Raw genomic sequence first — 22,405 nt, forward strand, 5'->3', positions numbered from 1 at the left:
CCTAGGTGCCGCGCGCGAGCAGCTCGACCAGGTGCACGCCCGTGCGCTCGGACAGGTCGGCGATCTGCGTCTGGCAGGAGAAGCCGTCGGCGAGCACGACCGCGTCGGGCGAGGCCGCCTCGATGGCCGGCAGCAGCTGCTGCTCGGCGACCTTGACCGACACCTCGTAGTGGCCGAGCTCGACGCCGAAGTTGCCGGCGAGGCCGCAGCAGCCGCCGAGGCGCGTCACCGTCGCGCCGGTGCGGGCGAGCAGCGCCTCGTCGGCGGCCCAGCTCATCACCGCGTGGTGGTGGCAGTGCGGCTGCGCGACGACCTCGGTGCCGGTGAGGTCGGGGGCGGCCCAGCGGCCCTCGTCGATGGCCACGGCGAGCAGCTCGGCGACTGTGCGCACTCCCCCGGCCACCTGCCGCGCCGCGCCGGAGTCGACGAGCCGCGGCAGGTCGTGGCGCAGGGCTGCGGTGCAGCTCGGCTCGATGCCGAGGACCGGGATCCCGGCGGCGACGACGGGGGCGAGGACGCGGGCGGCGTCGGTGAGGGTCTTCTTCGCCGCGTCGAGCTGGCCGGTGGAGATGAAGGTCAGGCCGCAGCACAGCGCCTCCGCCGGGACGAAGGGGGTGAACCCCGCCTCCCGCAGCAGCGCCACCGTGGACCGCCCGACCTGGGGCGAGAAGTGGTCGGTGAAGGAGTCGACGAAGATCGCGACCGGGTGGTCGGTGCCGGCGGCCTGCGCGGCGGAGGCGATCATCCCTTCGCCCTGCGCCCACGTGCGGAAGGTCTGCCGCGCGAAGCTCGGGATGCTCCGGCGCGGGTCGACCCCCGCCGCGGGCAGGGTGATCCGCCTCAGCCCCGGCAACGAGGTCATCGCGTTGACGAGCCGCGGTGCCCGCGAGGCCAGTCGGGCCATCTGCGGCAGGCGACCCAGCGAGTAGTGGCTGCGCGGACGCAACCGGCCCCGGTAGGTCTGGTGCAGCGCCTCGGACTTGTAGGTCGCCATGTCGACACCGGTCGGGCAGTCGCTCGAGCAGCCCTTGCACGACAGACACAGGTCGAGGGCGTCGTGGACCTCCGGCGCGGCCCACCCGCCGGTGATCGTCGTGCCGTTGAGCATCTCCTGCAGGGCGCGGGCGCGGCCGCGGGTGGAGTCCTTCTCCTCCCCTGTCGCGAGGTAGCTCGGGCACATGACGGTGCTCGAGGTGCCCGCGGCGCGGCACTTGCCGACGCCGGTGCAGCGGTGCACGGCCTGGCTGAAGTCACCGTCGTCCTCGGGGTAGCCGAAGGCCAGCGGCACGGCGACGCGGCGGGCGGCGGGGATGCGCAGGTCGGCCTCGACGGGCGCGGGGTCGACGAGCACGCCGGGGTTGAGCAGGTTGTCGGGGTCGAAGGCGTGCTTGACGGCCCCGAAGAGGGCCATCGTCTCCGGGCGGTACATGCGCGGCAGCAGGGCCGAGCGGGCCCGCCCGTCCCCGTGCTCACCGGAGAGCGAGCCGCCGTGGGCCGCGACGAGGTCGGCGGCCTCCTCGACGAGGCGGCGGTAGCGCTCGGTCGCGTCGGGGGCGGTGAGGTCGATGTCGAGCCGGATGTGCAGGCAGCCGTCGCCGAAGTGGCCGTACGGCAGGCCCTGGACGTCGTGCTCCTCGAGCAACGCGTCGAAGGCACGCAGGTAGTCACCGAGCCGCGCCGGCGGGACCGCGGCGTCCTCCCAGCCGGCGTGGGCCGGCCGGTCCCGCTGCGAGCGCGCCGAGAGACCGGCACCGTCCTCGCGGATCTTCCACAGCGCCCGGGCGTGGGCGGGGTCGGTGACGACCAGGGAGTCGGTGCTCGCGATCTCGCGGCAGACCCGCTCCGCGGCGGCGCGGGCCGTCGCGGCGTCCTCACCGGGCACCTCGACGAGCATCCACGCGGCCCCCCGTGGCAGGTCGGGCACGGCGCGCGGCCCGCGTCGGGTGCGCACGACGTCGACGATGCGCGAGTCGATCCCCTCGGCCGCGACGGCACCCAGGCCCTTGAGCAGGTGGGCGACGTCACCGGCGGCGTAGATGTCCTCGAAGCCCAGGACCGCGAGGCAGGTGGCCGGCGGGTCGGTGACGAGGCGCACGCGCGCCTGCGTCACGATCGCCAGCGTGCCCTCGGAGCCGACGAGCATGCGGCCGATGTCGCGGCCGCGCTCTGGCGCGAGGTGCTCGAGCGCGTAGCCGGAGACCTGCCGGCCGAAGGTGGCGAACTCCGTGCGCAGGGTCTCGAGGTGGTCGTCGGCCAGGCGCGTCAGCTCGCCGACGAGGGCGTCGTCACCCGTGAGCGAAGGGGGGCCCCCCGCCACCGAGGTGGTCGCGGACAGCCGTCGGCCCGCGGCGGTGAGCAGGTCCATGGCCACGACGTTGTCGCTCGTGCGGCCGTACCCGAGCGCCCGGTTGCCGCAGGCGTTGTTGCCGATCATCCCGCCGATCGTGCACCGGGTGTGGCTGCTGGGGTCGGGACCGAAGCGCAGGCCGACCTCACGAGCGCGGGCCTGCAGCGTGGCGTGCACCGTGCCCGCCTCGACGAGGGCGGTGGCGCTGTCCCGGTCGACCTCGAGCACCCGGCCCAGGTGACGGGCGGTGTCGATGACGATGCCCGGCCCCACCGCGTTGCCGGCGCACGAGGTGCCCGCGCCTCGGGCGGTGATCGGCACCCCGAGCCCGCGGGCCACCTCGAGGGTGGCGTCGATCTCGTCGGTGTGCCGCGGGAAGACGACCGCACGCGGCGGCACCCGGTAGAGGCCGGCGTCCGTGGCGTACATGCCCACGGTGAGCGCGTCGTCGCGGGCGTCGGCGATGCCGGCGTGACGCAGGGCCCGGGTCAGCTCGGAGGAGGTCGCGGTCATGGCGCGATTGTCCCCCTTCGTCCCGCCGTGCCGTCGACGGGTCCGCGCTGCGGGCTCAGCCCCGGCCGATGAACCAGGGCACGACGACGAGGACGAAGAAGAGGAGGGCGACGAGTCCGGCCCCGCCCAGGACGTACCGCGACCGGGCCGACGGGCTCCATCCGTCATCCGGCACGACGGCGAACCCGAGGCCGTACGCCACGGCCACGACCCCGACGATGACCGCCCCGAGCTCGATCGACATGTCCCTGCTCCCCCGCTGGACCGTGGTGACCCGCTCAGCCTGCCACGGACGGGCCGACGCGTGCGCCAGAGGCGGGTCAGCCGCTCACCATGTCCTGCTTGCCGGCCCCGAGCACGGTGAGCGGGAGCAGTGTCTTGCCGGTGGGGCCGATCTCGATGTCGGTACCCATCTGCGGGCAGACGCCGCAGTCGAAGCACGGGGTCCAGCGGCAGTCCTCGACCTCGGTCTCGTCGACCGCGTCGAGCCAGTCCTGCCACAGCCACTCCTTGTCGAGGCCGGAGTCGATGTGGTCCCAGGGCAGGACCTCGGCCTCCTCGCGCTCGCGGGTGGTGTACCAGGCGACGTCGACGCCGGTGCCCGCCAGCGCGGTCTGCGCCGCGGTCATCCAGCGGTCGTAGGAGAAGTGCTCGCTCCAGCCGTCGAAGCGGCCACCCTCGCGCCAGACCTGCTCGATGACCCGGCCCACGCGGCGGTCGCCGCGCGAGAGCAGTCCCTCGACGATGCCCGGCTTGCCGTCGTGGTAGCGGAAGCCGATCGAGCGGCCGTAGCGCTTGTCGGAGCGGATCGCCTCACGCAGCTTGTGCAGGCGCGCGTCGGTCTCCTCCGCGCCGAGCTGGCCGGCCCACTGGAAGGGGGTGTGCGGCTTGGGCACGAAGCCGCCGATGGAGACGGTGCAGCGGATGTCGTTGTGGCCGGCGACCTGGCGCCCGGTCTCGATGACCCGCTTGGCGACCTCGGCGATCTGGAGGACGTCGTCGTCGGTCTCGGTCGGCAGGCCGCACATGAAGTAGAGCTTGACCTGCCGCCAGCCGGCGCCGTACGCCGCCGAGACGGTGCGGATGAGGTCCTCCTCGGTCACCATCTTGTTGATGACCTTGCGGATCCGCTCGGAGCCGCCCTCGGGGGCGAAGGTCAGCCCGGAGCGGCGACCGTTGCGGGTCAGCTCGTTGGCCAGGTCGATGTTGAAGGCGTCGACGCGGGTGCTCGGCAGCGACAGGCCCGTGTTGGTGCCCTCGTAGCGGTCGGCCAGGCCCTTGGCGATGTCCCCGATCTCGCTGTGGTCGGCGCTGCTCAGGGAGAGCAGGCCGACCTCCTCGAAGCCGGTCGCCGCCAGGCCCGCCTCGACCATCTCGCCGATGCCGGTGATCGAGCGCTCGCGCACGGGGCGGGTGATCATGCCGGCCTGGCAGAAGCGGCAGCCGCGGGTGCAGCCGCGAAAGATCTCGACGCTCATCCGCTCGTGGACGGACTCGGCGAGCGGGACGAGCGGCTTCTTGGGGTAGGGCCACGCGTCGAGGTCCATGACGGTGTGCTTGTCCACGCGCCAGGGCACGCCGGACTCGGCGGGCACGACGCGCTGGATGCGCCCGTCGGGCAGGTAGTGGACGTCGTAGAAGGCCGGGACGTAGACGCCACCGGTCGCGGCGAGGCGCCTCAGGACCTCGATGCGGCCGCCCGGGCGGCCCTGGGCCTTCCACTCCCCGATGATGTCGGTCGCGGTGAGCACCGCCTCCTCGCCGTCACCGATGATGGCGGCGTCGATGAAGTCGGCGACCGGCTCGGGGTTGAAGGAGGCGTGGCCGCCCATGACGACGATCGGGTGCTCGTCGGTGCGGTCGGCGGCGTGCAGCGGGATGCCGGCGAGGTCGAGCGCCGTGAGCACGTTGGTGTAGCCGAGTTCGGTGGACAGGCTCAGGCCGAGGACGTCGAAGTCACCCACGGGGCGATGCCCGTCGACGGTGAACTGCGGCAGGCCTGCCTCGCGGAGCAGGGCCTCCATGTCGGGCCACACGGCGTAGGTGCGCTCAGCCAGCGCGTCGGGACGCTCGTTGAGCACCTCGTAGAGGATCATGACGCCCTGGTTGGGCACGCCGACCTCGTACGCGTCGGGGTACATGAGGGCCCAGCGCACCGTCAGGTCCTGGCCCTGGGGCCCGTGGCCACCGACGTCCCAGTCCTTGACGGTCGAGTTGAGCTCGCCCCCGACGTACTGGATGGGCTTGCTGACCTGCTCGAGCAGGGGCTCGAGGGCAGGGAAGATCGACTCACCGGACATGGGACAAGGGTAGGTCCGGTGCGCGGGGTACCCAAACGCCGCGCACCGGACCCCGCTGTCAGCTCGGGTACATCTCCTCGATGTCGCCCTTGAACTTCTCCGCGACGACCTTGCGGCGCAGCTTCAGGCTGGGGGTCAGCTCGCCGTCCTCGACGGTGAGGTCCCGGCCCAGGATGTGGAACTTCTTGATCTGCTCGTGCCGGTTGAGCCCGGCGTTGAGCTGGTCGACGTAGCCCTGGACCATCTCGCGCGCCTGCAGCGAGGAGACGATCTCGGTGTAGCTCGCGCCCTCGAGCCCGTTGGCCTCGGCCCACGGCTTGATGGCCTCCTCGTCGAGGGTGATGAGAGCCGTGACGAACTGCCGGCTCTCACCGTGGACGAGCAGCTGTCCGACGTAGGGGCACAGCCCCTTGAAGGTCGACTCGATGAGCGAGGGCGCCACGTACTTGCCGTTGCTCGTCTTGAACAGGTCCTTCTTGCGGTCGGTGACCTTGACGAACCCGTCGGCGTCGATCTCGCCGATGTCCCCGGAGTGGAACCACCCGTCCTCGGAGAGCACCTCGGCGGTGGCCTCGGGGTTGTTGTGGTAGCCCTCCATGACGTGCTCGCCGCGGATGAGGATCTCCCCGTCCTCGGCGATCTTGATGTCCGTCTGCGGCGTGGGCCAGCCGACGGAGCCGACCCGCAGGGCGTAGGGCCGGTTGACCGTCGCGGCCGCCGAGGTCTCGGTGAGGCCGTAGCCCTCGAGGATCGGCAGGCCGGCGCCGTTGAACCAGTGGGCGATGTCCTGGTTGAGGGCCGCGGAGCCGGAGATGAAGAACCGGACGCGGCCGCCGAAGCGCTCACGCACCTTGCCGAAGACGAGCTTGTCGCCGATCGTGTGCTTCAGGCCCAGGAGCAGCCCGGGCCGGCGGTTGTCGGACAGCGTCCGCGAGTACTCCCGGGCGGCCTCGGAGGCGAAGGCGAAGATCTTGGCCTTCGCTCCCCCTTCCTCCTCCATCCCGAGCGAGATGCGGCCGTAGACCTTCTCGAAGATGCGCGGGGCCGCGGCCATGAAGGTCGGGCGGACCTCACCGAGGTTGTCGACGATCTTGTCGATCCGGCCGTCGACGGCCGTCTGCATGCCGACGTCGGTGCTGATGAGCAGCAGCACCTTGGCGAAGACGTGCGACAGGGGCAGCCACAGGTAGTGGACGTCGTCCTCGGAGAGCATCCCGGTCGCCCGGGTGGCCGCGCCCTGGTAGGTCCACGTCGCGTGCCGCAGGCGCACGCCCTTGGGCCGCCCGGTGGTGCCGGAGGTGTAGATGATCGTGGCGAGCGAGCTCGGCCCGGTGCCGTCGATGCGGGAGTCGACGACCCCCGGCTCCGAGGCGAGGAGCGCGCGGCCGCGCTCCTCGACGTCCTCGAGGGAGACGACCCAGTCGTCGAGGTCGACGCCCTCGGTGTCCATGACGACGACCGTCGTGACCCCTGGGATCGCGTCGCGGACCTCGCGCAGCTTGGCCACCTGCTCGGCGTCCTCGGCGACGACGACCTTGGACCCGGAGTCATCGGTGATGAAGGCGACGTCGTCGCTGATCGACGTCGGGTAGATCGTCGTCGTGGCGGCACCGGCGGCCATGATCGCGTAGTCCGCGAGGACCCACTCGATGCGGGTGCTCGAGGCCAGCGCGACCCGGTCCTCGGGCTGGATCCCGAGGTCGACGAGTCCGGCGGCCAGGGTCCACACCCGTTCCCCCAGCTGGGCCCAGGTCAGCTCGTCCCAGGCGATGCCGGCGGGGTAGGAGTAGGCGATGTTGTCGGGCGTGTCGGCGATGCGCTGCCGGAGCAGGTGGCCGACGGATGGAGCACGGTCCTCGAAGACGCTGGCGTCGAAGACCTCGTCGGAGGCGCGGGTGGGGCGAGGGTCGGGCACGTGAGTCCACTCCTTCGTGGGCTGCGGGTGATGCGCGCATCATCCCCCACGGAGGGCTCGGCTGTCACCGGGTGGTCCACAAGGTGACCGATCGGTAATGAACGCCCCGGTGGCCCTCGTGGCTCACCGCGACCACGAGCCCCATCGCGGCCCAGCAGGCGAACATCGAGGACCCGCCGTACGAGAGGAAGGGCAGCGGCAGGCCGGTGACGGGCAGCAGCCCGAGGTTCATCCCGATGTTCTCCACCGACTGCACGGCGAACCAGGCCGACACCGCCCAGCAGACGAGCCGGACGAAGGGGTCATCGGTCCGGGTCCCGGCGAGGGCGACGCGGCCGACGACGAGCCCGAGCAGGACGACGACGAAGGCCGCGCCGACGAAGCCGAGCTCCTCCCCCGCGACGGAGAAGACGAAGTCGGTCTCCTGGAAAGGGATCGCGCCGGACCCGGTGAGCTCGCCGGCGTGCAGCCCCTGTCCGCCCCAGCCGCCACCGGCGATCGCGGCCCGCACCTGCTGCGTCTGGTAGCCGATCCCGAGCGGGTCGGCCGACGGGTCGAGGAAGGCGGTGAGCCGGTCGCGCTGGTACGGGCTGAGGAGCGGCGTGGTGAAGGCAGCGGTCACCGCCGTCACGACGGCGACGAGGACACCGACGAGCCAGGGCCACGCGGCGCCGGAGACGACGAGCACCCCGAGCGCGAGGGCCACGAGGACCAGCGCGGACCCGAGGTCGGGCTGGGCCATGACGAGCAGCACCGGGACGGCGGTGACGACGCCGGCGAGCAGGACCTCACGGGGACGTGGCCGCTGGCGGCGCTCGGCGGCCGGTGCGAGCAGCATGGGCAGGGCGACGCACAACCCGACCTTGGCCAGCTCGCTCGGCTGGATCGAGAACCCGCCGGGCAGCTGGATCCACGAGCGCGAGCCGTTGATCTCGGACCCCAGCGGGGTGAGCACGAGCGCCAGCCCGAGGATGCCCACGGCGTAGACGAAGGGGGCGAGCGCCCGCAGCACCGCGCGGTCGAGCCGGAGCACCAGGAGCGCCAGGACGAGCCCGATGCCCAGGTTGAGCAGGTGCCGCACGAGGTAGACCGACCCGGCCTCCGCCCGGGTCGCCGAGTGGACGAGCAGCGCACCGAGCCCGGAGGCGGTGAGGGCGGCCGCGACGAGGACGAGGTCGGACCGCAGCAGCCGGTGCACGGACTAGGCGGATGCGGACGGCGGCAGGCCGAGGACCGCCCGGGTCTGCCGGACGTCGTCGGCCATGGCCTCGAGGAGCTCGTCGATGGTGTCGAAGCGCAGGGTCGGGCGCACGTGCCCGACGAAGTCGACCGCGACCTGCTCGCCGTAGAGGTCGAGGTCCGTGCGGTCGAGGACGTAGGACTCGACGACGCGCACCTGCCCGTCGAAGGTCGGGTTGGTCCCGACCGAGATCGCCGCGGGCAGGCGCCGGTCGGTGCCGTCGGGGCCGTCGGTGTCGAGGTCGAGCCGGGTGAGCCACCCGGCGTAGACACCGTCGGCGGGGATGAGCCCGAGGCTGTCGGTGCCGAGGTTGGCGGTCGGGTAGCCGAGCTCGCGTCCGCGGTGGTGGCCGTGGACGACGGTGCCGGTCACGCGGTGCGGCCGACCGAGGATCGCGGCGGCGTCCTCGACCTCGCCGATGGCGAGGTGGTTGCGCACCGCCGAGGAGGACCACCGCGCGGTGTCCCCCTGGTCCTCGATGACGACGACCTCGAAGCCGTGCTGCTCCCCCAGCTCGCGCAGGAGCTCCACGTCACCGGTGTACCCGGCACCGAAGCCGCGGGTGTCCGCGCCGACGACGAGGGCCTCGGCGTGCAGCCCGGTGACGAAGGTGTCGACGATGTAGTCCACGGCGCTCGTGCGGGCGAACTCGAGCGTGTACGGCAGCACGAGCAACCCGTCGACGCCCGCCTGCTCGAGCAGGTCGTCGCGCAGGACCCCGGGGGAGATGATCTGCGGGGCCCGCTCGGGGTGCATGACCTCCACCGGGTGCGGGTCGAACGTCACCGCCACGGCCGGCACGTCACGCGCGCGCGCCTGCCGGGCCAGCTCGTCGAGGATCGCGCGGTGCCCGCGGTGCACACCGTCGAAGTTGCCGAAGGTCGCCACGCACGGCCGCAGCTGCGGCGGGGTGGCACTCGGGGATGACCATTGCTGCACGGGCGACACTCTACGAACTGGCCGGCGCGAAGACGACGTGGGCACGCGCTGTGGCGCGACTCTCGTCCAGGACGGCCACGAGGACGCCCGCCGGGGAGAAGGCCGCGACGGGCTGCGAGCGGCCCGGCTCGGCGCTCTCGATGCGTTGCCCGTAGCCGAGGGCGCGGGCCTCGCCCTCGGTGAGCTCACGCGCCACGAGTGCCGCGCGGGCCGCCTCCTCCAGGGGGGTGAGCGGCATGATCGCCTCGTCGCCGCCCGCCTCGCGCAGCGCCGTCAGCGCGTCGAGCGAGTGGCCGTGCTCCAGCGTGAGCCCGCCGACGCGGGTGCGCCGCAGGGCCGTGAGGTGGCCCCGGCTGCCGAGATCCTCACCGAGGTCGCGGGCCAGCGCGCGCACGTAGGTCCCCGAGGAGACCTCGACGACGACGTCGACGTCGAGCACCGGGTGACCGTCGGCCTCGCCCTGGCGCACGTCGAGGACGTCGAAGCGCGAGACCGTCACCGGGCGGGCCGGGAGCTGCACGTCCTCGCCGGCGCGCACGCGGGCGTAGGAGCGCTCCCCCTTGACCTTGATCGCGCTCACCGAGCTCGGGACCTGCTCGATGTCGCCGGTGAGGCGCGCGACCGCCGCGTCGAGGGCGGCCCGGTCGATGCCGGCCACCTCGCCGACGCTCGTGACCTCCCCTTCGGCGTCATCCGTGACCGTCGCCTGGCCGAGGCGGATGGTCGCCGTGTACTCCTTGTCCGCGCCGACGAGGAAGGTGAGCAGCTTGGTGCCGCGACCGACCCCGAGGACGAGGACACCGGTGGCCATCGGGTCGAGGGTGCCCGCGTGGCCGACCTTCTTGGTCCGGTACAGCCGCCGGCACCGCGCGACGACGTCGTGGCTCGACCAGCCGGACGGCTTGTCGACGACGACCAGGCCCTCGCTCACGCCCGGGACGGAGGGGGCGTGTCCTCCCCTTCGCCGTCCTTGGAGCGGTAGGGGTCGGCCTCGCCGGCGGGGCGGGCGTCGCTGCGGGAACGCGCGAGGTCCGCGTCACGCTCGCGCGCGGAGCGCAGCAGGTCGTCGATGTGGGAGGCGTTCTCGGGGACCGCGTCCGGGATGATCTCGAGCGTCGGGGTCAGCCGGATGCCCAGCTGCTTGCCGACGAAGGAACGCAGCTTGCCGCGGTTGGCCTCGAGGACCTCCGCGCTGCGCTCTCGCTGCGCGTCGTCACCGAAGACGGTGTAGAAGACGGAGGCGTGCTGCAGGTCGCCGGTCACCCGCACGTCGGTGATCGTCACGAACCCGAGGTCGGGGTCCTTGACGACCTGCTGCAGGTTGGCCGCGATGAGCTCCTGGATGCGGTCGGCGATCTTGCGGGCGCGGGCCGGGTCGGCCATGGCACACCTCCGTGAGGGGCTGGGTGGGGACGGGTCCACGGTATGCGAACCACGGTCGATCAGTAGTACTGGTTGTCCACGAGGGAGGAGGCGATGCCCAGGAAGAACCAGAGCGCCACGAGGGCGAGGGCGAGGAGACCGAGGACGAGCCCGCTCACCAGGTACGGCTTGGCGTCGCTGCCGGGCTCGTGCCGCAGCTGGGTCAGGCCGACGCCACCGCAGGCGATCGCGGTGAGCGCCGGGATCCACCCGAGGAACCAGCAGCACGAGGCCGGGAGCGCGATGATGCCCGCGACGAGCGCGATGATCCCGAGCGTCCTGGTCGAGCCGCCACCCCGCGGGGGGCCGCCCTGCGGGTAGGGCATCGGGGGCGGCGGTCCGTGCCCGCCGGGAGGCGGCGGCAGGGTCCCGTAGCCGGGGGGCGGAGGGGGCGTGCTCATGGTCCTCCTCGAGGTCGTGACGCGGTCGGTGTGCCCGGGAGACACGGACGCCCCCGGCCCGAGAGGGCCGAGGGCGTCACCGAGCGATCTCTCAGGAGAGGTCGCTGTAGAAGTTCGCGTCGATCACACCTGTGGCGGTGAGGATCCACACGATGATGCCCAGGACGATGCCCAGGACACCGAGACCGAGGCCGACCTGCGCGAGGGTCTTCTTCTCGCCGGTCTTGTCGAACTCCTTGCCACCGAGGTAGCCGAGGACGACGGCCGCGATGGAGAAGACGAACCACGAGCAGCAGCACAGGCCGATGACGCCGGTGACGATCGAGATGATCGACATGATCTTGCCGTTGTTGCTCTGGCCCTGCTGCGGGAAGCCACCGCCCGGCGGGGGCGCCTGCGGGGGCATGCCGCCGGACGGCGAGCCGTAGCTCGGTGCGCCGGGGGGCGGGGGCGGGGTGGCGCCCGGGAAGGAGCCCGCCGGGGTGGAGCCGGAGGGGGTGGAGCCGGAGCCCTCGGAGGAGGGGTACGGGTTGCTCCCCGTGGGGTCGTAGGGCTGGTTGCCCCCGCTGCCGGGCGGAGGAGGTGGCGTCGTCATGTCGCTCCCCTGATAGATGTCATGCGGTCAGGCACACCCTAGTGTCCGGGCCCGGCCCGTCGCGGCATTGGGGCGGGCATGTCGGTGGGGAGGACTCCCCTGCTCCCAGCGGGCACGACGAAGGGGGGAGGTCCGGCTCTCGCCGGGCCTCCCCCCTTCGCTCGCACGGGCGAGGATCAGCTGCGGGGCTTCTCCTGCATCTCGTACGTGGTGATGAGGTCACCGTCCTGCACGTCGTTGAAGCTGCCGAGGTTGATGCCGCACTCGAAGCCCTCGCGGACCTCGGTGACGTCGTCCTTGAAGCGACGCAGACCGGTGAGCTCGAGGCCCTCGGTGACGACCACGCCGTTGCGGGTGATCCGCGCCTTGGAGCCGCGCTTGATGACGCCGCTGCGGACGATGGAACCGGCGATGTTGCCGAACTTGCTGGAGCGGAAGATCTCGCGGATCTCCGCCGAGCCGAGCTCGACCTCCTCGTACTCCGGCTTGAGCATGCCCTTGAGCGCCTGCTCGATCTCCTCGATGGCCTGGTAGATCACGCCGTAGTAGCGGATCTCCACGCCCTCGCGCTCGGCGACCTCGGCGTTCTGGCCCTCGGCGCGGACGTTGAAGCCGATGATGATCGCGTCCGAGGCCATGGCCAGGTTGATGTTGTTCAGCGTGATCGCGCCGACGCCACGGTCGATGATCCGCAGGTCCACGTCGTCGCCGACGTCGATCTGCAGGAGCGCATCCTCCAGGGCCTCGACGGAACCGGACACGTCACCCTTGAGGATGAGGTTGAGGGTGTCGATCTTGCCGGCCGCGATGACCTGGTCGAGGTCCTCGAGGCTGATCCGCTTGCGGGCCTTGGCCAGGCTGGCCTGACGGTCCGCCGCCTCACGCTTCTCGGCGATCTGGCGCGCGGTGCGGTCGTCCGGGGCCACCACGAAGGTGTCACCGGCGCGGGGCACGGACGACAGCCCGAGCACCTGCACGGGACGGGACGGGCCCGCCTCGTCGAGGTTGTTGCCGTGCTCGTCGAGCATGGCGCGGACGCGACCGAAGGCCGAGCCGGTGACGATCGCGTCACCGACGCGCAGCGTGCCGGACTGGACGAGGACGGTCGCGGTCGCACCGCGGCCCTTGTCGAGGTTGGCCTCGATCGCGACACCGCGGGCATCGCGCTCGGGGTTGGCCCGCATGTCCAGCTCGGCGTCGACCGTGAGCAGGACGGCGTCGAGCAGGGAGTCGATGTTCTGACCCTGCTTGGCGGAGACGTCGACGAACATCGTGTCGCCGCCGTACTCCTCGGCCACGAGGTTGTACTCGGTGAGCTGACCGCGGATCTTGGCCGGGTCGGCGCCCTCGACGTCGATCTTGTTGACCGCGACGACGATCGGCACGTCCGCAGCCTGGGCGTGGTTGAGCGCCTCGATGGTCTGCGGCATGACGCCGTCGTCGGCAGCGACCACGAGGACCGCGATGTCGGTGACCTTGGCACCACGGGCACGCATGGCGGTGAACGCCTCGTGACCCGGGGTGTCGATGAAGGTCAGCGCCCGCTCGACGCCCTCGTGCTCGGTGCGGATCTGGTAGGCACCGATGTGCTGGGTGATGCCACCGGTCTCCCCCGAGCCCACGTCGGCCTGGCGGATCGCGTCGAGCAGACGCGTCTTGCCGTGGTCGACGTGACCCATGACGGTGATGACCGGCGGACGAGCCACCAGGTCCTCGTCGTCCTCGTGCTCGAGGCCGATGTCGAGGTTGACGTTGTAGGCGTCGAAGAGCGCGCGCTCCTCCTCCTCGGGCGAGACCATCTGGATGTCGTAGCCGAGCTCGGCCCCGAGCAGCTGGAAGGTGACCTCGTCCAGGGACTGGGTCGCCGTGGCCATCTCGCCGAGGTTGAACAGCACGGTGACGAGCGACGCCGGGTTGGCGTTGATCTTGTCGGCGAAGTCGCTCATCGAGGCACCCTGACGGATGCGGATGACGGTCGTGCCGTCACCACGGGGGACGACCACACCGCCGATCGACGGCGCGGACATCTGCTCGAACTCGGCCCGCTTCGCGCGCTTGGACTTGCGCTGCTTGCTCCGGCCGCCACCGCGACCGAAGGCACCCTGGGTGCCGCCACGGCCACCGGGGCCACCGCGGTACCCACCGGGACCGCCGCCGCCGGGACGGGCGCCGGGGCCACCGGCCCCGGGACGACCGCGACCACCGGCGCCACCACGTCCACCGGGACGCTCACCCGGCCGCGGGACGGCCGAGCTGGCCGGCATCATGCCGGGCGACGGACGCGGACCACCGGGACGGGGACCAGCGGCACCCGCACCGGCACCGGCCGGACGAGGGCCACCGGCACCGGCACCCGCGGCGGGGCGCTGCCCACCGGGACGCTGGCCGCCGGGACGCTGGCCGGGGCGCGGCATGCCCTGGCTGGAGGCGAAGGGGTTGTTGCCCGGGCGCGGGGCGCCGGAGCCACCCCCTTCGCGACGGGTGCCCATGCCCTGGCTGGAGGCGAAGGGGTTGTTGCCGGGACGCGGACCCGGACGACCGGCCGGCTTGGCCGGCGCGGGACGCGGGCCGGGAGCCGGGGCCTTGGGACCGGGGGTCGCCGCGGCCGGCTTGTCCTGCGTCGCGGGCTGCTCGGCGGTCGGGGCCGCCGGAGCTGCAGCGGCGGGAGCCTCCGCGGCCCTGGCCGCAGGTGCCTGGGGAGCCGCCGGAGCGGCAGGGGTCGGAGCAGCCGGCGCGGGTGTCGCGGGGGCAGGCGCCGCGGGTGCGGGACCGGGGGTGGGCGCCTTGGGACCCGGCGTCGCCGCCGGTGCCTTGGGGGCAGCCTGCTCAGGGGTGGTGGGGGCGGGAGCCTTGGGGCCGGGCTTCGCCGCGGGCTTGGCGGCCGCCTTCTTGGCGCCACCCTCGGTCGGCGGGGGGTTGTTCTTCACCCGGCGCACGACAGGCGCCTCGATCGTCGAGCTCGCAGACTTCACGAACTCCCCCATGTCACCCAGGTGGGCGAGGAGGGTCTTGCTGGAAACCCCGAGCTCCTTCGCGAGCTCGTGGACACGGACCTTGGCCACGTTTCTCCTTCTCTGGTCCGTACCGGAAGGAGGCGCGGACCGTCGTCAGTTGAGGTGAATGCTCATTGCTGAGTACTCATCGGGTGCTCATCAGCGTCAAACCCGCTCTCGGTGCTGAACTGTGTTGGTCATGACAGGTTGCTGCCCAGGTGCTCGAGCCAGCGGCGGACGGCGTCGGAGCCATCCACCCGGCGCCGGAAGGCGCGGGAGAAGGCCCGCCGCCGGACGGCGAGGTCCAAGCAGGCGATGTCGGCGTGGAGCCATGCCCCACGACCCGGCAGCCGCCGACGCGGGTCCGGCACGACCGTGGTGCGACCCAGGTCATCCGTCTCCACGACGATGCGCAGCAGGGTCGACCGGCTATCCCGTCCTCGACACCCGATGCAGGTCCGGATGGGACCCGCGACGGGTGGGCCGGACTGGAGTCCAGACCGATCGACCTCCATCAGTCTAGCCCCTGCCGCGTCCCGTCCGTCACCCGGCCGACGGACCGGGGGCGGAGGCGTCCCCGCTCGGGTCGGCCGCGGTGTCGGGACGGATGTCGATGCGCCAGCCGGTGAGCTTGGCCGCCAGCCGGGCGTTCTGGCCCTCCTTGCCGATGGCCAGGGAGAGCTGGTAGTCGGGGACGACGACGCGCGCCGAGCGCAGCCTCGGGTCGACGATCGTCACCGACTGCACCTTGGAGGGCGAGAGGGCAGCGGCGATGAACTTCTGCGGGTCCTCCGAGTAGTCGACGATGTCGATCTTCTCGCCCTGCAGGTGGGCCATGACCGCGCGGACGCGGGCACCCATGGCGCCGATGCACGCCCCCTTGGCGTTGAGGCCGGGGATCTTGGAGTGCACGGCGATCTTGGTGCGGTGGCCGGCCTCGCGGGCCAGCGCCGCGATCTCGACGGACCCGTCGGCGATCTCCGGGACCTCCATGGCGAAGAGCTTGCGCACGAGGTTGGGGTGGGTGCGCGAGAGACCGATCTCGGGTCCACGCATGCCGCGCTTCACCGAGACGACGTAGACGCGGATGCGGTCGCCGTGCTTGTAGACCTCGCCGGGGACCTGCTCGGCCGAAGGGAGGACGCCCTCCACCGTGCCGAAGTCGACCAGGACGTTGCGCGGGTTGGAGCTCTGCTGGATGACCCCGGCGACGATGTCGCCCTCGCGGCCGCGGAAGTCGCCCATGATCGCCTCGTCCTCGAGGTCGCGCATGCGCTGGGTGATGACCTGACGAGCGGTGGCGGCCGCGACCCGACCGAAGTTGTCGGGGGTGTCGTCGAACTCGGGCCCCAGCTCGCGCCGGGTGCGGGTACGCATGAGGGGGTTGCCCTCGTCGTCGACGGGGGCGGGCTCGCCCTCGACCGCCTCGACCGGGACCTCCTCCTCGAGGACGTGCTCCTCGCGGGCCCACACGACGACGTGCCCGTCCTTGCGACCGAGCTCGGCGCGCGCGTTCTTGTACGCGCCCTCGGTGCGGTGGTACGCGCCGAGGAGCGCCGCCTCGATGGCGTCGACGAGGATGTCGAAGGGGATCTCCCGCTCGCGCTCGAGGGCCTTGAGGGCGTGGATGTCGATGTCCATGTCAGTCCTTGTCGTCGTCGCCGTCGGGCGCGCTCGGTCGGGTGAACTCCACCTGGGCGACGCCCTTGGTGATGTCGGCGAAGGGGAAGTGCTCGGTGCGGGGCGCCTGCCGCTTGGTGCCGGCGAGGTGCAGCTCGACGCCGTCGGCCGTCGTCGCGAGGACGCGGCCGGTGACCGTGCCCTCGCCCCTGCCCTCGGCGAGCGTGAGCTCCACGAGGCGGCCGACGGTGCGGCGGAAGTGCATCGGCTCGGTGAGCGGTCGGTCCGTGCCGGGGGTGCTCACCTCGAGGGTGTACGGCTGGCTGCCCATGACGTCGGAGCTGTCCAGGGCATCGCTCACCAGACGGGTCGCATCGGCGATCTCGTCGAGGGTGAGCTGCTCCACCGGCGTGTCCCCGACCGCGTCGACGACCGTCCGCTCGACGGTGATCCGGGCGACCCGGCGCTTGCCAGCGGGTGTCACGACCACCCCGGCCACGCTGAAGTCACCACCCAACGCGCCGGACACCTGGGTGTGGATGTCCTGGTCGAGAGCCATGGGAGAGCGCCTTCCGTGTGGAGTTGACGTGCTGGCCCGACACTCTAGTCATGATCCGCGCCCCGCGAGACATGCGAAGATCGACCGGTGCCCGTCCCGCCCAGCCGTCGTCTCGTGCTCGCCGGTGCCGCGACACTCGCCGCCGCCGTCCTGACCGGCTGCGGGGTTCGGCTCGAGGACGACGCGCCGGACCTCCCCTTCGTCCCGCGGCGGGAGCCGGTCCCCGCCGAGTCCGCGCTGCTCGCGGTCCTCGGGACCCTGCGTGACTCCGACGCCGAGCACGCCGCGGCCCGCGCCGAGCGGCTGCGGACGGCGCTCGAGGGGGCCCAGGTCCCGGCCACCGTGCTCGACGACGCGACCGCGCCGACGTCCGACGGCGAGACGGCCGCGGCCTTCGAGGCGGCGGTGCGCGAGTGCGCGCCCGGGATGCTGCGGCTCGTCGGGCAGCTCACGGCGACCCACCGCATCGCCACCCCCCTCGGCCGGAGGAGCGGGCTGTGGACGCCGGCCGGCACGCAGCCGTGGACCGCGGGCTCCGTCGCCGCGGATGTCCTCGCGGGCACCCGGGCCGCGGTCTACGCCCTCGACGTCATCGCCGCCAAGGCCACCGGCGCGGTCGCCGAGGACGCGCTGACCGCAGCCCGGGCCCTGCAGCGCCTGGAGATCCGGCAGACCACTGCGGCCGGTGAGCAGGCGGCCGAGGTCACCCTCGGCTACGAGCGCCCCGCCGGCCTCACCGGGTCCAAGGCGCTGGAGTGGGGCAAGGACGCGTGCGAGCGGCTGCTCGCCGTCCACGCCGCGGGCTTCGACGGGCTCGCCGACGACCGCGACGCGGCCCTCGAGCTCGTGCAGTGGATGGTCGCGGCCGAGCGGATCTCCCGACCGCGGTTCGGCCGGCCGGTCCCCGAGCTCTACGGCGACGCCCAGCCCACGACGTGAGGGTCGCGGACGCGGCGGCGCTCGTCCCGTCGGCCTTCGTCACGCACGTCTCCTCGCTCGGGGCCGACGGAGGTCCCTCGGGCGCCGACTGGGTGGCCGCCCTCCCCCACCTGGTCGCCGACGTGCTCGACGCGTGGGACCTGACCGTCGACGGGCCGGCGATGACCGGCCGCTGCGCGCTCGTGCTGCCCGTGCGCGGGCCCGAGGGGCGCGCCGTGCTCAAGCTCGGCTGGCCGCACACGGACGCCGACGTCGAGCACCTGGCGCTGCGGACGTGGGACGGTCGCGGGGCCGTGCGGCTGCTGCGGGCCGACCCGCGCCGTTCGGTCCTGCTGCTCGAACGCCTCACGACCGAGGACCTCACGGGGGTGTGGGACGAGGAAGCCGTGGCGGTCGTCGCGGGTCTCTACGCGGACCTGCACGTCGCTCCCCTGCCGCAGCTGCCGCAGCTCGAGCCGTGGGTCCGGGAGGTCCTGTCGCGGCCGGCGGCCGCGGGGCTGCCGCGCAGGTACGTCGAGCAGGCGCGGGGCTCCCTTCGCGCGCTCTCGACGCTCGACGGGCACCGGCTCCTCCACGGCGACCTGCACTACGGCAACGTGCTGTCCGACGGCACCGACTGGGTCGCGATCGACCCCGAGCCGGTCGTCGGGCACCCTGCCTGGGAGGTCGCTCCGCTGCTCTGCAACCGCTGGTCGGAGATGGGCACGGGCGCGTCGCTGCGCTGGTCCGTGCGACGCCGCGTGGAGGTCGTCTGCGACGTGGCCGGCCTGGACGAGGGACTCGTGCGCTCAGTGAGCGCGCTGCGCGAGCTGGTGGGCGCCGTCCGGGCGCTCGAGGACGGCCACGCCGAACGAGTGTCCCGGGCGGTCGCGCTCGTCAAGGCGCTCGGCGACTGAGCGAAGGGGGGCCGGGTCGCGGTCCCTGTCGTCCTGACGCGCACCTGTGTCACGCAATTTCGTCACACGGGTGGGACCAACGACGTCAACCCGGGGACAGACCGACGACGGCGCGCCCGGTCCACGGCTGCCGTCACCTTGCGCAGCACCACCATCGGGTCCGAGAGATCCGCCCAGACGAGCCTCACGACCTCGTACCCGAGCTCCCGCAGCCGGTCCTCCCGGACCTTCTCGGCCCGTAGGGCTCGAGGGTCCTGGTACTTGCCCATCCCGTCGACCTCGATGATGACGCCCTCGAGCTCCATCAGGAAGTCGAGCCGCGCCCAGACCTCGCCCCGCTCGTCACGCAGCTCGACCTGCGGCGTCGGCTGCGGGATGCCGGCGAGGTGGAAGGCCCACCGCGCCCGCGACTCGGCGGCCGACTCGATCCGTGGGTCGGCCAGCGCCACGACCCGAGCCGGCTCTCGGGACCACCTGTCCGGTCGAAGCAGCGTCATCGCGCCGACAAGGTCCTCCCGGGTCATCACCGCGCGGTGGAGAGCGTTGTCGGCGCTCACCAGCCCGGCCTCGGCCCCGAACTGCACCGCTACCTGGAGGCAGGCGGTGGCCGGGGTCACCGTCCGCACCGACCGATGCACCTCGATGAGCTCTGCGGGTACCTGCCGGTGCACGCGCAGGACGGCATCGGTGCGCCCCCTGCGACCATCGGTGTGCACCAGGTGCACCCGGTCGTCGACGCCGTGCACCGCGATCAGCCGGATGGCGAGGGCGCTGTGGTGGCTCAGGGCGCTGACGTCGTCGGGGCGGCTGCGGTAGACAGCGAGCGCGCGGAGACCGTGCCGGTCCCAAGGTGTGGCCGACCGCCACAGGTCCCCGTCGACGAAGGCCCCGCGACGGACCCTCACGAGCTGCCCCGAGCGCACCGCCGCGGTGATCTCCCTGCTGCTGACACCCTGGGCCAGCAGGGCGGTGGAGGTGGTGGTCCCGTGGGTACGCTCGAGCGCCACTGCGAGACGTGTGTCCATACGTCGATGGTGCTCCGGATCGCGGTCCGAGGTGGATGGTCATCCACAGGGCTGCCCCGGCCTTCCTGGGGGTGAGACGGTGGGGGCATGGGCCACCGACTCGCCGCCAGCCTCTCCCCCTACCTGCGCCAGCACGCCGACAACCCCGTCGACTGGTGGGAGTGGGGCGAGGAGGCCTTCGCGGAGGCGCGGCGACGGGACGTCCCGATCTTCCTGAGCGTCGGGTACGCGGCCTGCCACTGGTGCCACGTCATGGCGCACGAGAGCTTCGAGGACGAAGGGGTGGCCGCGGCCCTGTCCGCCGGGTGGGTGAGCGTCAAGGTCGACCGCGAGGAGCGGCCCGACGTCGACGCGGTCTACATGCTCGCCACGCAGGCGATGACGGGTCACGGCGGGTGGCCGATGACCGTGCTCATCACGCCGGACGGCGAGCCCTTCTTCGCCGGGACCTACCTGCCCAGGCCGCAGCTGCTGCAGCTGCTCGATGCCGCCGGCACCGCGTGGCGGGAGGACCGTGAGCGGCTCACCGCGAGCGCGACGAGCATCGCCGCGCAGCTGGCCGGCATCGCCGACCCGGGTCCGGGCTCACCGATCGAGGACGAGCAGGTCGCGCTGGCGGTCCACACGCTGCGCAAGGTCTTCGACGACGCCCGGGCGGGTTTCGGCGGGGCGCCGAAGTTCCCCCCGTCGATGACCCTCGAGCACCTGCTGCGGCACCACGCGCGCACCGGTGACGCCGACGCGCTCGCCATGGCCGAGCGGACCCTCGAGGCGATGGCCCGCGGCGGCATCCACGACCAGCTCGCGGGCGGCTTCGCGCGGTACAGCGTCGACGCGGAGTGGGTCGTGCCCCACTTCGAGAAGATGCTCTACGACAACGCCCAGCTGCTGCGCGTGTACACGCACTGGCACCGCGCGACGGGCGACGAGCTCGCGGGTCGGGTGGCCGGGTCGACCGCAGACTTCCTCGTGCGCGACCTGCGCACGGACGAAGGGGGGTTCGCCTCGGCCCTCGACGCCGACACGATCGTCGACGGCCGGTCCGTCGAGGGCGCCACCTACGTGTGGACCCCGGCGCAGCTCGTCGAGGTCCTCGGCGAGGAGGACGGGCGCCGGGCCGCCGAGCTGCTTGAGGTGACCCCCGAGGGGACCTTCGAGCACGGGACCTCGACGCTGCAGCTGCTCCACGACGTCGAGGACTCAGCCGACGCGGGGTGGTGGGAGTCGGTTCGAGTCCGCCTCCTCACGGCCCGCGACGAGCGCCCCCAGCCCGCGCTCGACGCCAAGGTGGTCACGAGCTGGAACGGCCTGGCCATCGCCGCCCTCGCCGACGCCGGCGTCACCCTGCGCCGCCCCGACCTCGTCGAGGCCGCCGCTGCCGCGGCGCGGCTCGTCCTGGAGCACCACCTCGTCGACGGGCGCCTGCGCCGCACCTCGCTCGGTGGCGTGGTCGGCCCGGCGCCGGCAGTGCTCGACGACCACGGCAACCTCGCCGAGGGGCTGCTCTCGCTCCACCGCGCCACCGGCGAGACGACCTGGCTGACGCGCGCCGGCGAGGTCCTGGAGCTCGCGACGAGCCTCTTCCACGACGAGGACGGCTGGCACGACACGGCCCATGACGGCGAGGCCCTCATCACCCGTCCGCGCGGGCGCACCGACAACGCCGAGCCGGCGGGGGTCTCGGCCATCGCGGGCGCCCTGCTCACCCACTCGGCCCTCACCGATCGCACCGACCACCGAGCGCTCGCCGAGGAGGCCGTCGCCGCGCAGTCGCGGATCATCACCCACGACCCGCGCTTCGCCGGCTGGGCGCTGGCGGTGGCCGAGGCGATGCTCGCCGGACCGCTCCAGGTGGCGATCGTCGGCGAGGGCCCGGGCGGCCCCCTTCGTGCCGTGGCGGAGGCCTCCCCCGCACCGGGGCTCGTCATCGTCAGCGGCGAGCCCGATGCCCCCGGCGAGCCGCTGCTCGCGGACCGACCACTCGTCGACGGGCGGGCGACCGCGTACGTGTGCCGCGGCTTCGTCTGCGACGCGCCGGTGACCGACCCCGAGGCGCTGCGCCGACTGCTGTGATCAGTCGACGACGTCGACGCTCGTGACGGACCCGGGATCGATCGGCTCGTCCCAGTCGATGTCGCGGTGCGAGTGCGACCGCAACCACGCCAGAGCGGCCCGGATCGTGTGCTCGTGGCTGACGACGACGAGGTGCTCGGGCTGCTCGATGAGGGCGGGGGCGAACCACTCGCCGACCCGCTCGAAGACGTCCTGCATGGACTCGCCCCCGCCCCAGCGGACCTCGCTGATGTGGCGGTCCTGCGGGACCTCCTCGGCACGCAGGAGGTCGCTGCGCTCCCCCTCGAGCCGGCCGAGGGCCTGCTCGCGCAGGCCGGCCTCGTTGCGGACCGAGGCGTGCCACCCGGCGGGGCGCAGGGCCACCGAGATGATCTCGGCGGTCTGCAGGGCACGCATGAGGTCGCTGGACCACAGGGCGAGGGCGCGCTCCGAGCGGGGCGGACCCAGCACCGCGCCCAGGGCGAGCCCGGCCCGGGCGGCGTCGGCGCGTCCCGCGTCGGTGAGCACGGACTGGCCGGGCCCCCGGTGGGCACCCTGGACGAGGCCGTCACGGTTCCATGTGGACTCCCCGTGACGGACGAGGTGCACGCGCGTGGGGCTCACGAGGCCACGCTATCGGTGCTCCGTA

At 72.8% G+C, this 22,405-nt stretch carries 19 protein-coding genes; 3 read left to right on the top strand and 16 right to left on the bottom strand.

Annotation, left to right across the window (positions count from 1 at the left end):
• Position 1: 1 nt before the first annotated feature.
• The 14 genes from JT1_RS08090 to rimP all read right to left on the bottom strand — a co-directional run bounded on the left by JT1_RS08090 (position 2) and on the right by rimP (position 16,844).
• On the bottom strand, positions 2 to 2,860 hold the full coding sequence (locus tag JT1_RS08090) for an FAD-binding and (Fe-S)-binding domain-containing protein (protein ID WP_068325073.1): 2,859 nt from the start codon (positions 2,858 to 2,860) through the stop codon (positions 2 to 4).
• A 55-nt stretch (positions 2,861 to 2,915) separates the two neighbouring features.
• Positions 2,916 to 3,104 carry a hypothetical protein gene (locus JT1_RS18675; RefSeq protein WP_068325074.1) on the bottom strand — a complete coding sequence of 63 codons (189 nt, stop codon included), beginning with the start codon at positions 3,102 to 3,104 and terminating at the stop codon, positions 2,916 to 2,918.
• 76 nt (positions 3,105 to 3,180) lie between these two features.
• Positions 3,181 to 5,160 (bottom strand): TIGR03960 family B12-binding radical SAM protein, encoded by a 1,980-nt coding sequence (locus JT1_RS08100; protein WP_068325075.1) that lies wholly within the window; start codon positions 5,158 to 5,160, stop codon positions 3,181 to 3,183.
• A 58-nt stretch (positions 5,161 to 5,218) separates the two neighbouring features.
• Positions 5,219 to 7,075: an AMP-dependent synthetase/ligase gene (locus tag JT1_RS08105; protein ID WP_068325076.1), complete on the bottom strand. Its 1,857-nt coding sequence runs from the start codon at positions 7,073 to 7,075 to the stop codon at positions 5,219 to 5,221.
• Positions 7,076 to 7,139: 64 nt separating this feature from the next.
• Positions 7,140 to 8,273, bottom strand: coding sequence for an FtsW/RodA/SpoVE family cell cycle protein (locus tag JT1_RS08110; RefSeq protein ID WP_068325077.1), 1,134 nt, complete (start codon positions 8,271 to 8,273; stop codon positions 7,140 to 7,142).
• A 3-nt stretch (positions 8,274 to 8,276) separates the two neighbouring features.
• Positions 8,277 to 9,254, bottom strand: a complete 978-nt coding sequence (locus JT1_RS08115) for a bifunctional riboflavin kinase/FAD synthetase (protein WP_068325489.1) — start codon at positions 9,252 to 9,254, stop codon at positions 8,277 to 8,279.
• A 10-nt stretch (positions 9,255 to 9,264) separates the two neighbouring features.
• The gene (truB, locus tag JT1_RS08120) at positions 9,265 to 10,185 is read right to left on the bottom strand and encodes a tRNA pseudouridine(55) synthase TruB (protein WP_068325078.1); all 921 of its coding nucleotides are present in this window, start codon (positions 10,183 to 10,185) and stop codon (positions 9,265 to 9,267) included.
• A complete protein-coding gene (gene rbfA / locus JT1_RS08125) occupies positions 10,182 to 10,637 on the bottom strand; it encodes a 30S ribosome-binding factor RbfA (protein ID WP_068325079.1) in 456 nt (151 codons plus the stop codon). Before rbfA ends, truB begins: the two co-directional genes overlap by 4 nt.
• A gap of 59 nt (positions 10,638 to 10,696) precedes the next feature.
• Positions 10,697 to 11,077, bottom strand: a complete 381-nt coding sequence (locus tag JT1_RS08130; RefSeq protein WP_082807542.1) for a hypothetical protein — start codon at positions 11,075 to 11,077, stop codon at positions 10,697 to 10,699.
• A gap of 91 nt (positions 11,078 to 11,168) precedes the next feature.
• Positions 11,169 to 11,672 (bottom strand): DUF4190 domain-containing protein, encoded by a 504-nt coding sequence (locus JT1_RS08135; RefSeq protein WP_068325081.1) that lies wholly within the window; start codon positions 11,670 to 11,672, stop codon positions 11,169 to 11,171.
• Between the two features lie 176 nt (positions 11,673 to 11,848).
• Positions 11,849 to 14,734 (bottom strand): translation initiation factor IF-2, encoded by a 2,886-nt coding sequence (gene infB / locus JT1_RS08140; RefSeq protein ID WP_068325082.1) that lies wholly within the window; start codon positions 14,732 to 14,734, stop codon positions 11,849 to 11,851.
• Positions 14,735 to 14,862: 128 nt separating this feature from the next.
• Complete coding sequence (locus JT1_RS08145; protein WP_068325083.1) at positions 14,863 to 15,180, bottom strand: YlxR family protein; 318 nt, start codon at positions 15,178 to 15,180, stop codon at positions 14,863 to 14,865.
• A 28-nt stretch (positions 15,181 to 15,208) separates the two neighbouring features.
• A complete protein-coding gene (nusA, locus tag JT1_RS08150) occupies positions 15,209 to 16,306 on the bottom strand; it encodes a transcription termination factor NusA (protein WP_068325084.1) in 1,098 nt (365 codons plus the stop codon).
• Between the two features lies 1 nt (position 16,307).
• Complete coding sequence (gene rimP / locus JT1_RS08155; protein ID WP_068325085.1) at positions 16,308 to 16,844, bottom strand: ribosome maturation factor RimP; 537 nt, start codon at positions 16,842 to 16,844, stop codon at positions 16,308 to 16,310.
• 87 nt (positions 16,845 to 16,931) lie between these two features.
• On the opposite strand from rimP, the gene JT1_RS08160 reads away from it, so the two are divergent.
• Both JT1_RS08160 and JT1_RS08165 read left to right on the top strand, forming a co-directional pair.
• Positions 16,932 to 17,783 carry a hypothetical protein gene (locus tag JT1_RS08160; RefSeq protein ID WP_169701917.1) on the top strand — a complete coding sequence of 284 codons (852 nt, stop codon included), beginning with the start codon at positions 16,932 to 16,934 and terminating at the stop codon, positions 17,781 to 17,783.
• On the top strand, positions 17,780 to 18,679 hold the full coding sequence (locus JT1_RS08165) for an aminoglycoside phosphotransferase family protein (RefSeq protein ID WP_068325087.1): 900 nt from the start codon (positions 17,780 to 17,782) through the stop codon (positions 18,677 to 18,679). Before JT1_RS08160 ends, JT1_RS08165 begins: the two co-directional genes overlap by 4 nt.
• 62 nt (positions 18,680 to 18,741) lie before the next feature.
• Here JT1_RS08165 and JT1_RS08170 read toward each other — a convergent pair whose 3' ends face one another.
• The gene (locus JT1_RS08170) at positions 18,742 to 19,704 is read right to left on the bottom strand and encodes a type IV toxin-antitoxin system AbiEi family antitoxin domain-containing protein (protein WP_169701918.1); all 963 of its coding nucleotides are present in this window, start codon (positions 19,702 to 19,704) and stop codon (positions 18,742 to 18,744) included.
• A gap of 87 nt (positions 19,705 to 19,791) precedes the next feature.
• Here JT1_RS08170 and JT1_RS08175 point away from each other — a divergent pair, with 87 nt between their 5' ends.
• Complete coding sequence (locus JT1_RS08175) at positions 19,792 to 21,777, top strand: thioredoxin domain-containing protein (protein WP_068325089.1); 1,986 nt, start codon at positions 19,792 to 19,794, stop codon at positions 21,775 to 21,777.
• Here the strand turns inward: JT1_RS08175 and JT1_RS08180 are convergent, their stop codons facing one another.
• Entirely contained in the window at positions 21,778 to 22,380 is a 603-nt protein-coding gene (locus tag JT1_RS08180; protein ID WP_068325090.1) for a histidine phosphatase family protein, read from the bottom strand.
• Between the last annotated feature and the right edge of the window lie 25 nt (positions 22,381 to 22,405).

This window comes from Janibacter terrae NBRC 107853, from assembly GCF_001591405.1.
In the GTDB taxonomy this organism is placed as follows: domain Bacteria; phylum Actinomycetota; class Actinomycetes; order Actinomycetales; family Dermatophilaceae; genus Janibacter; species Janibacter terrae.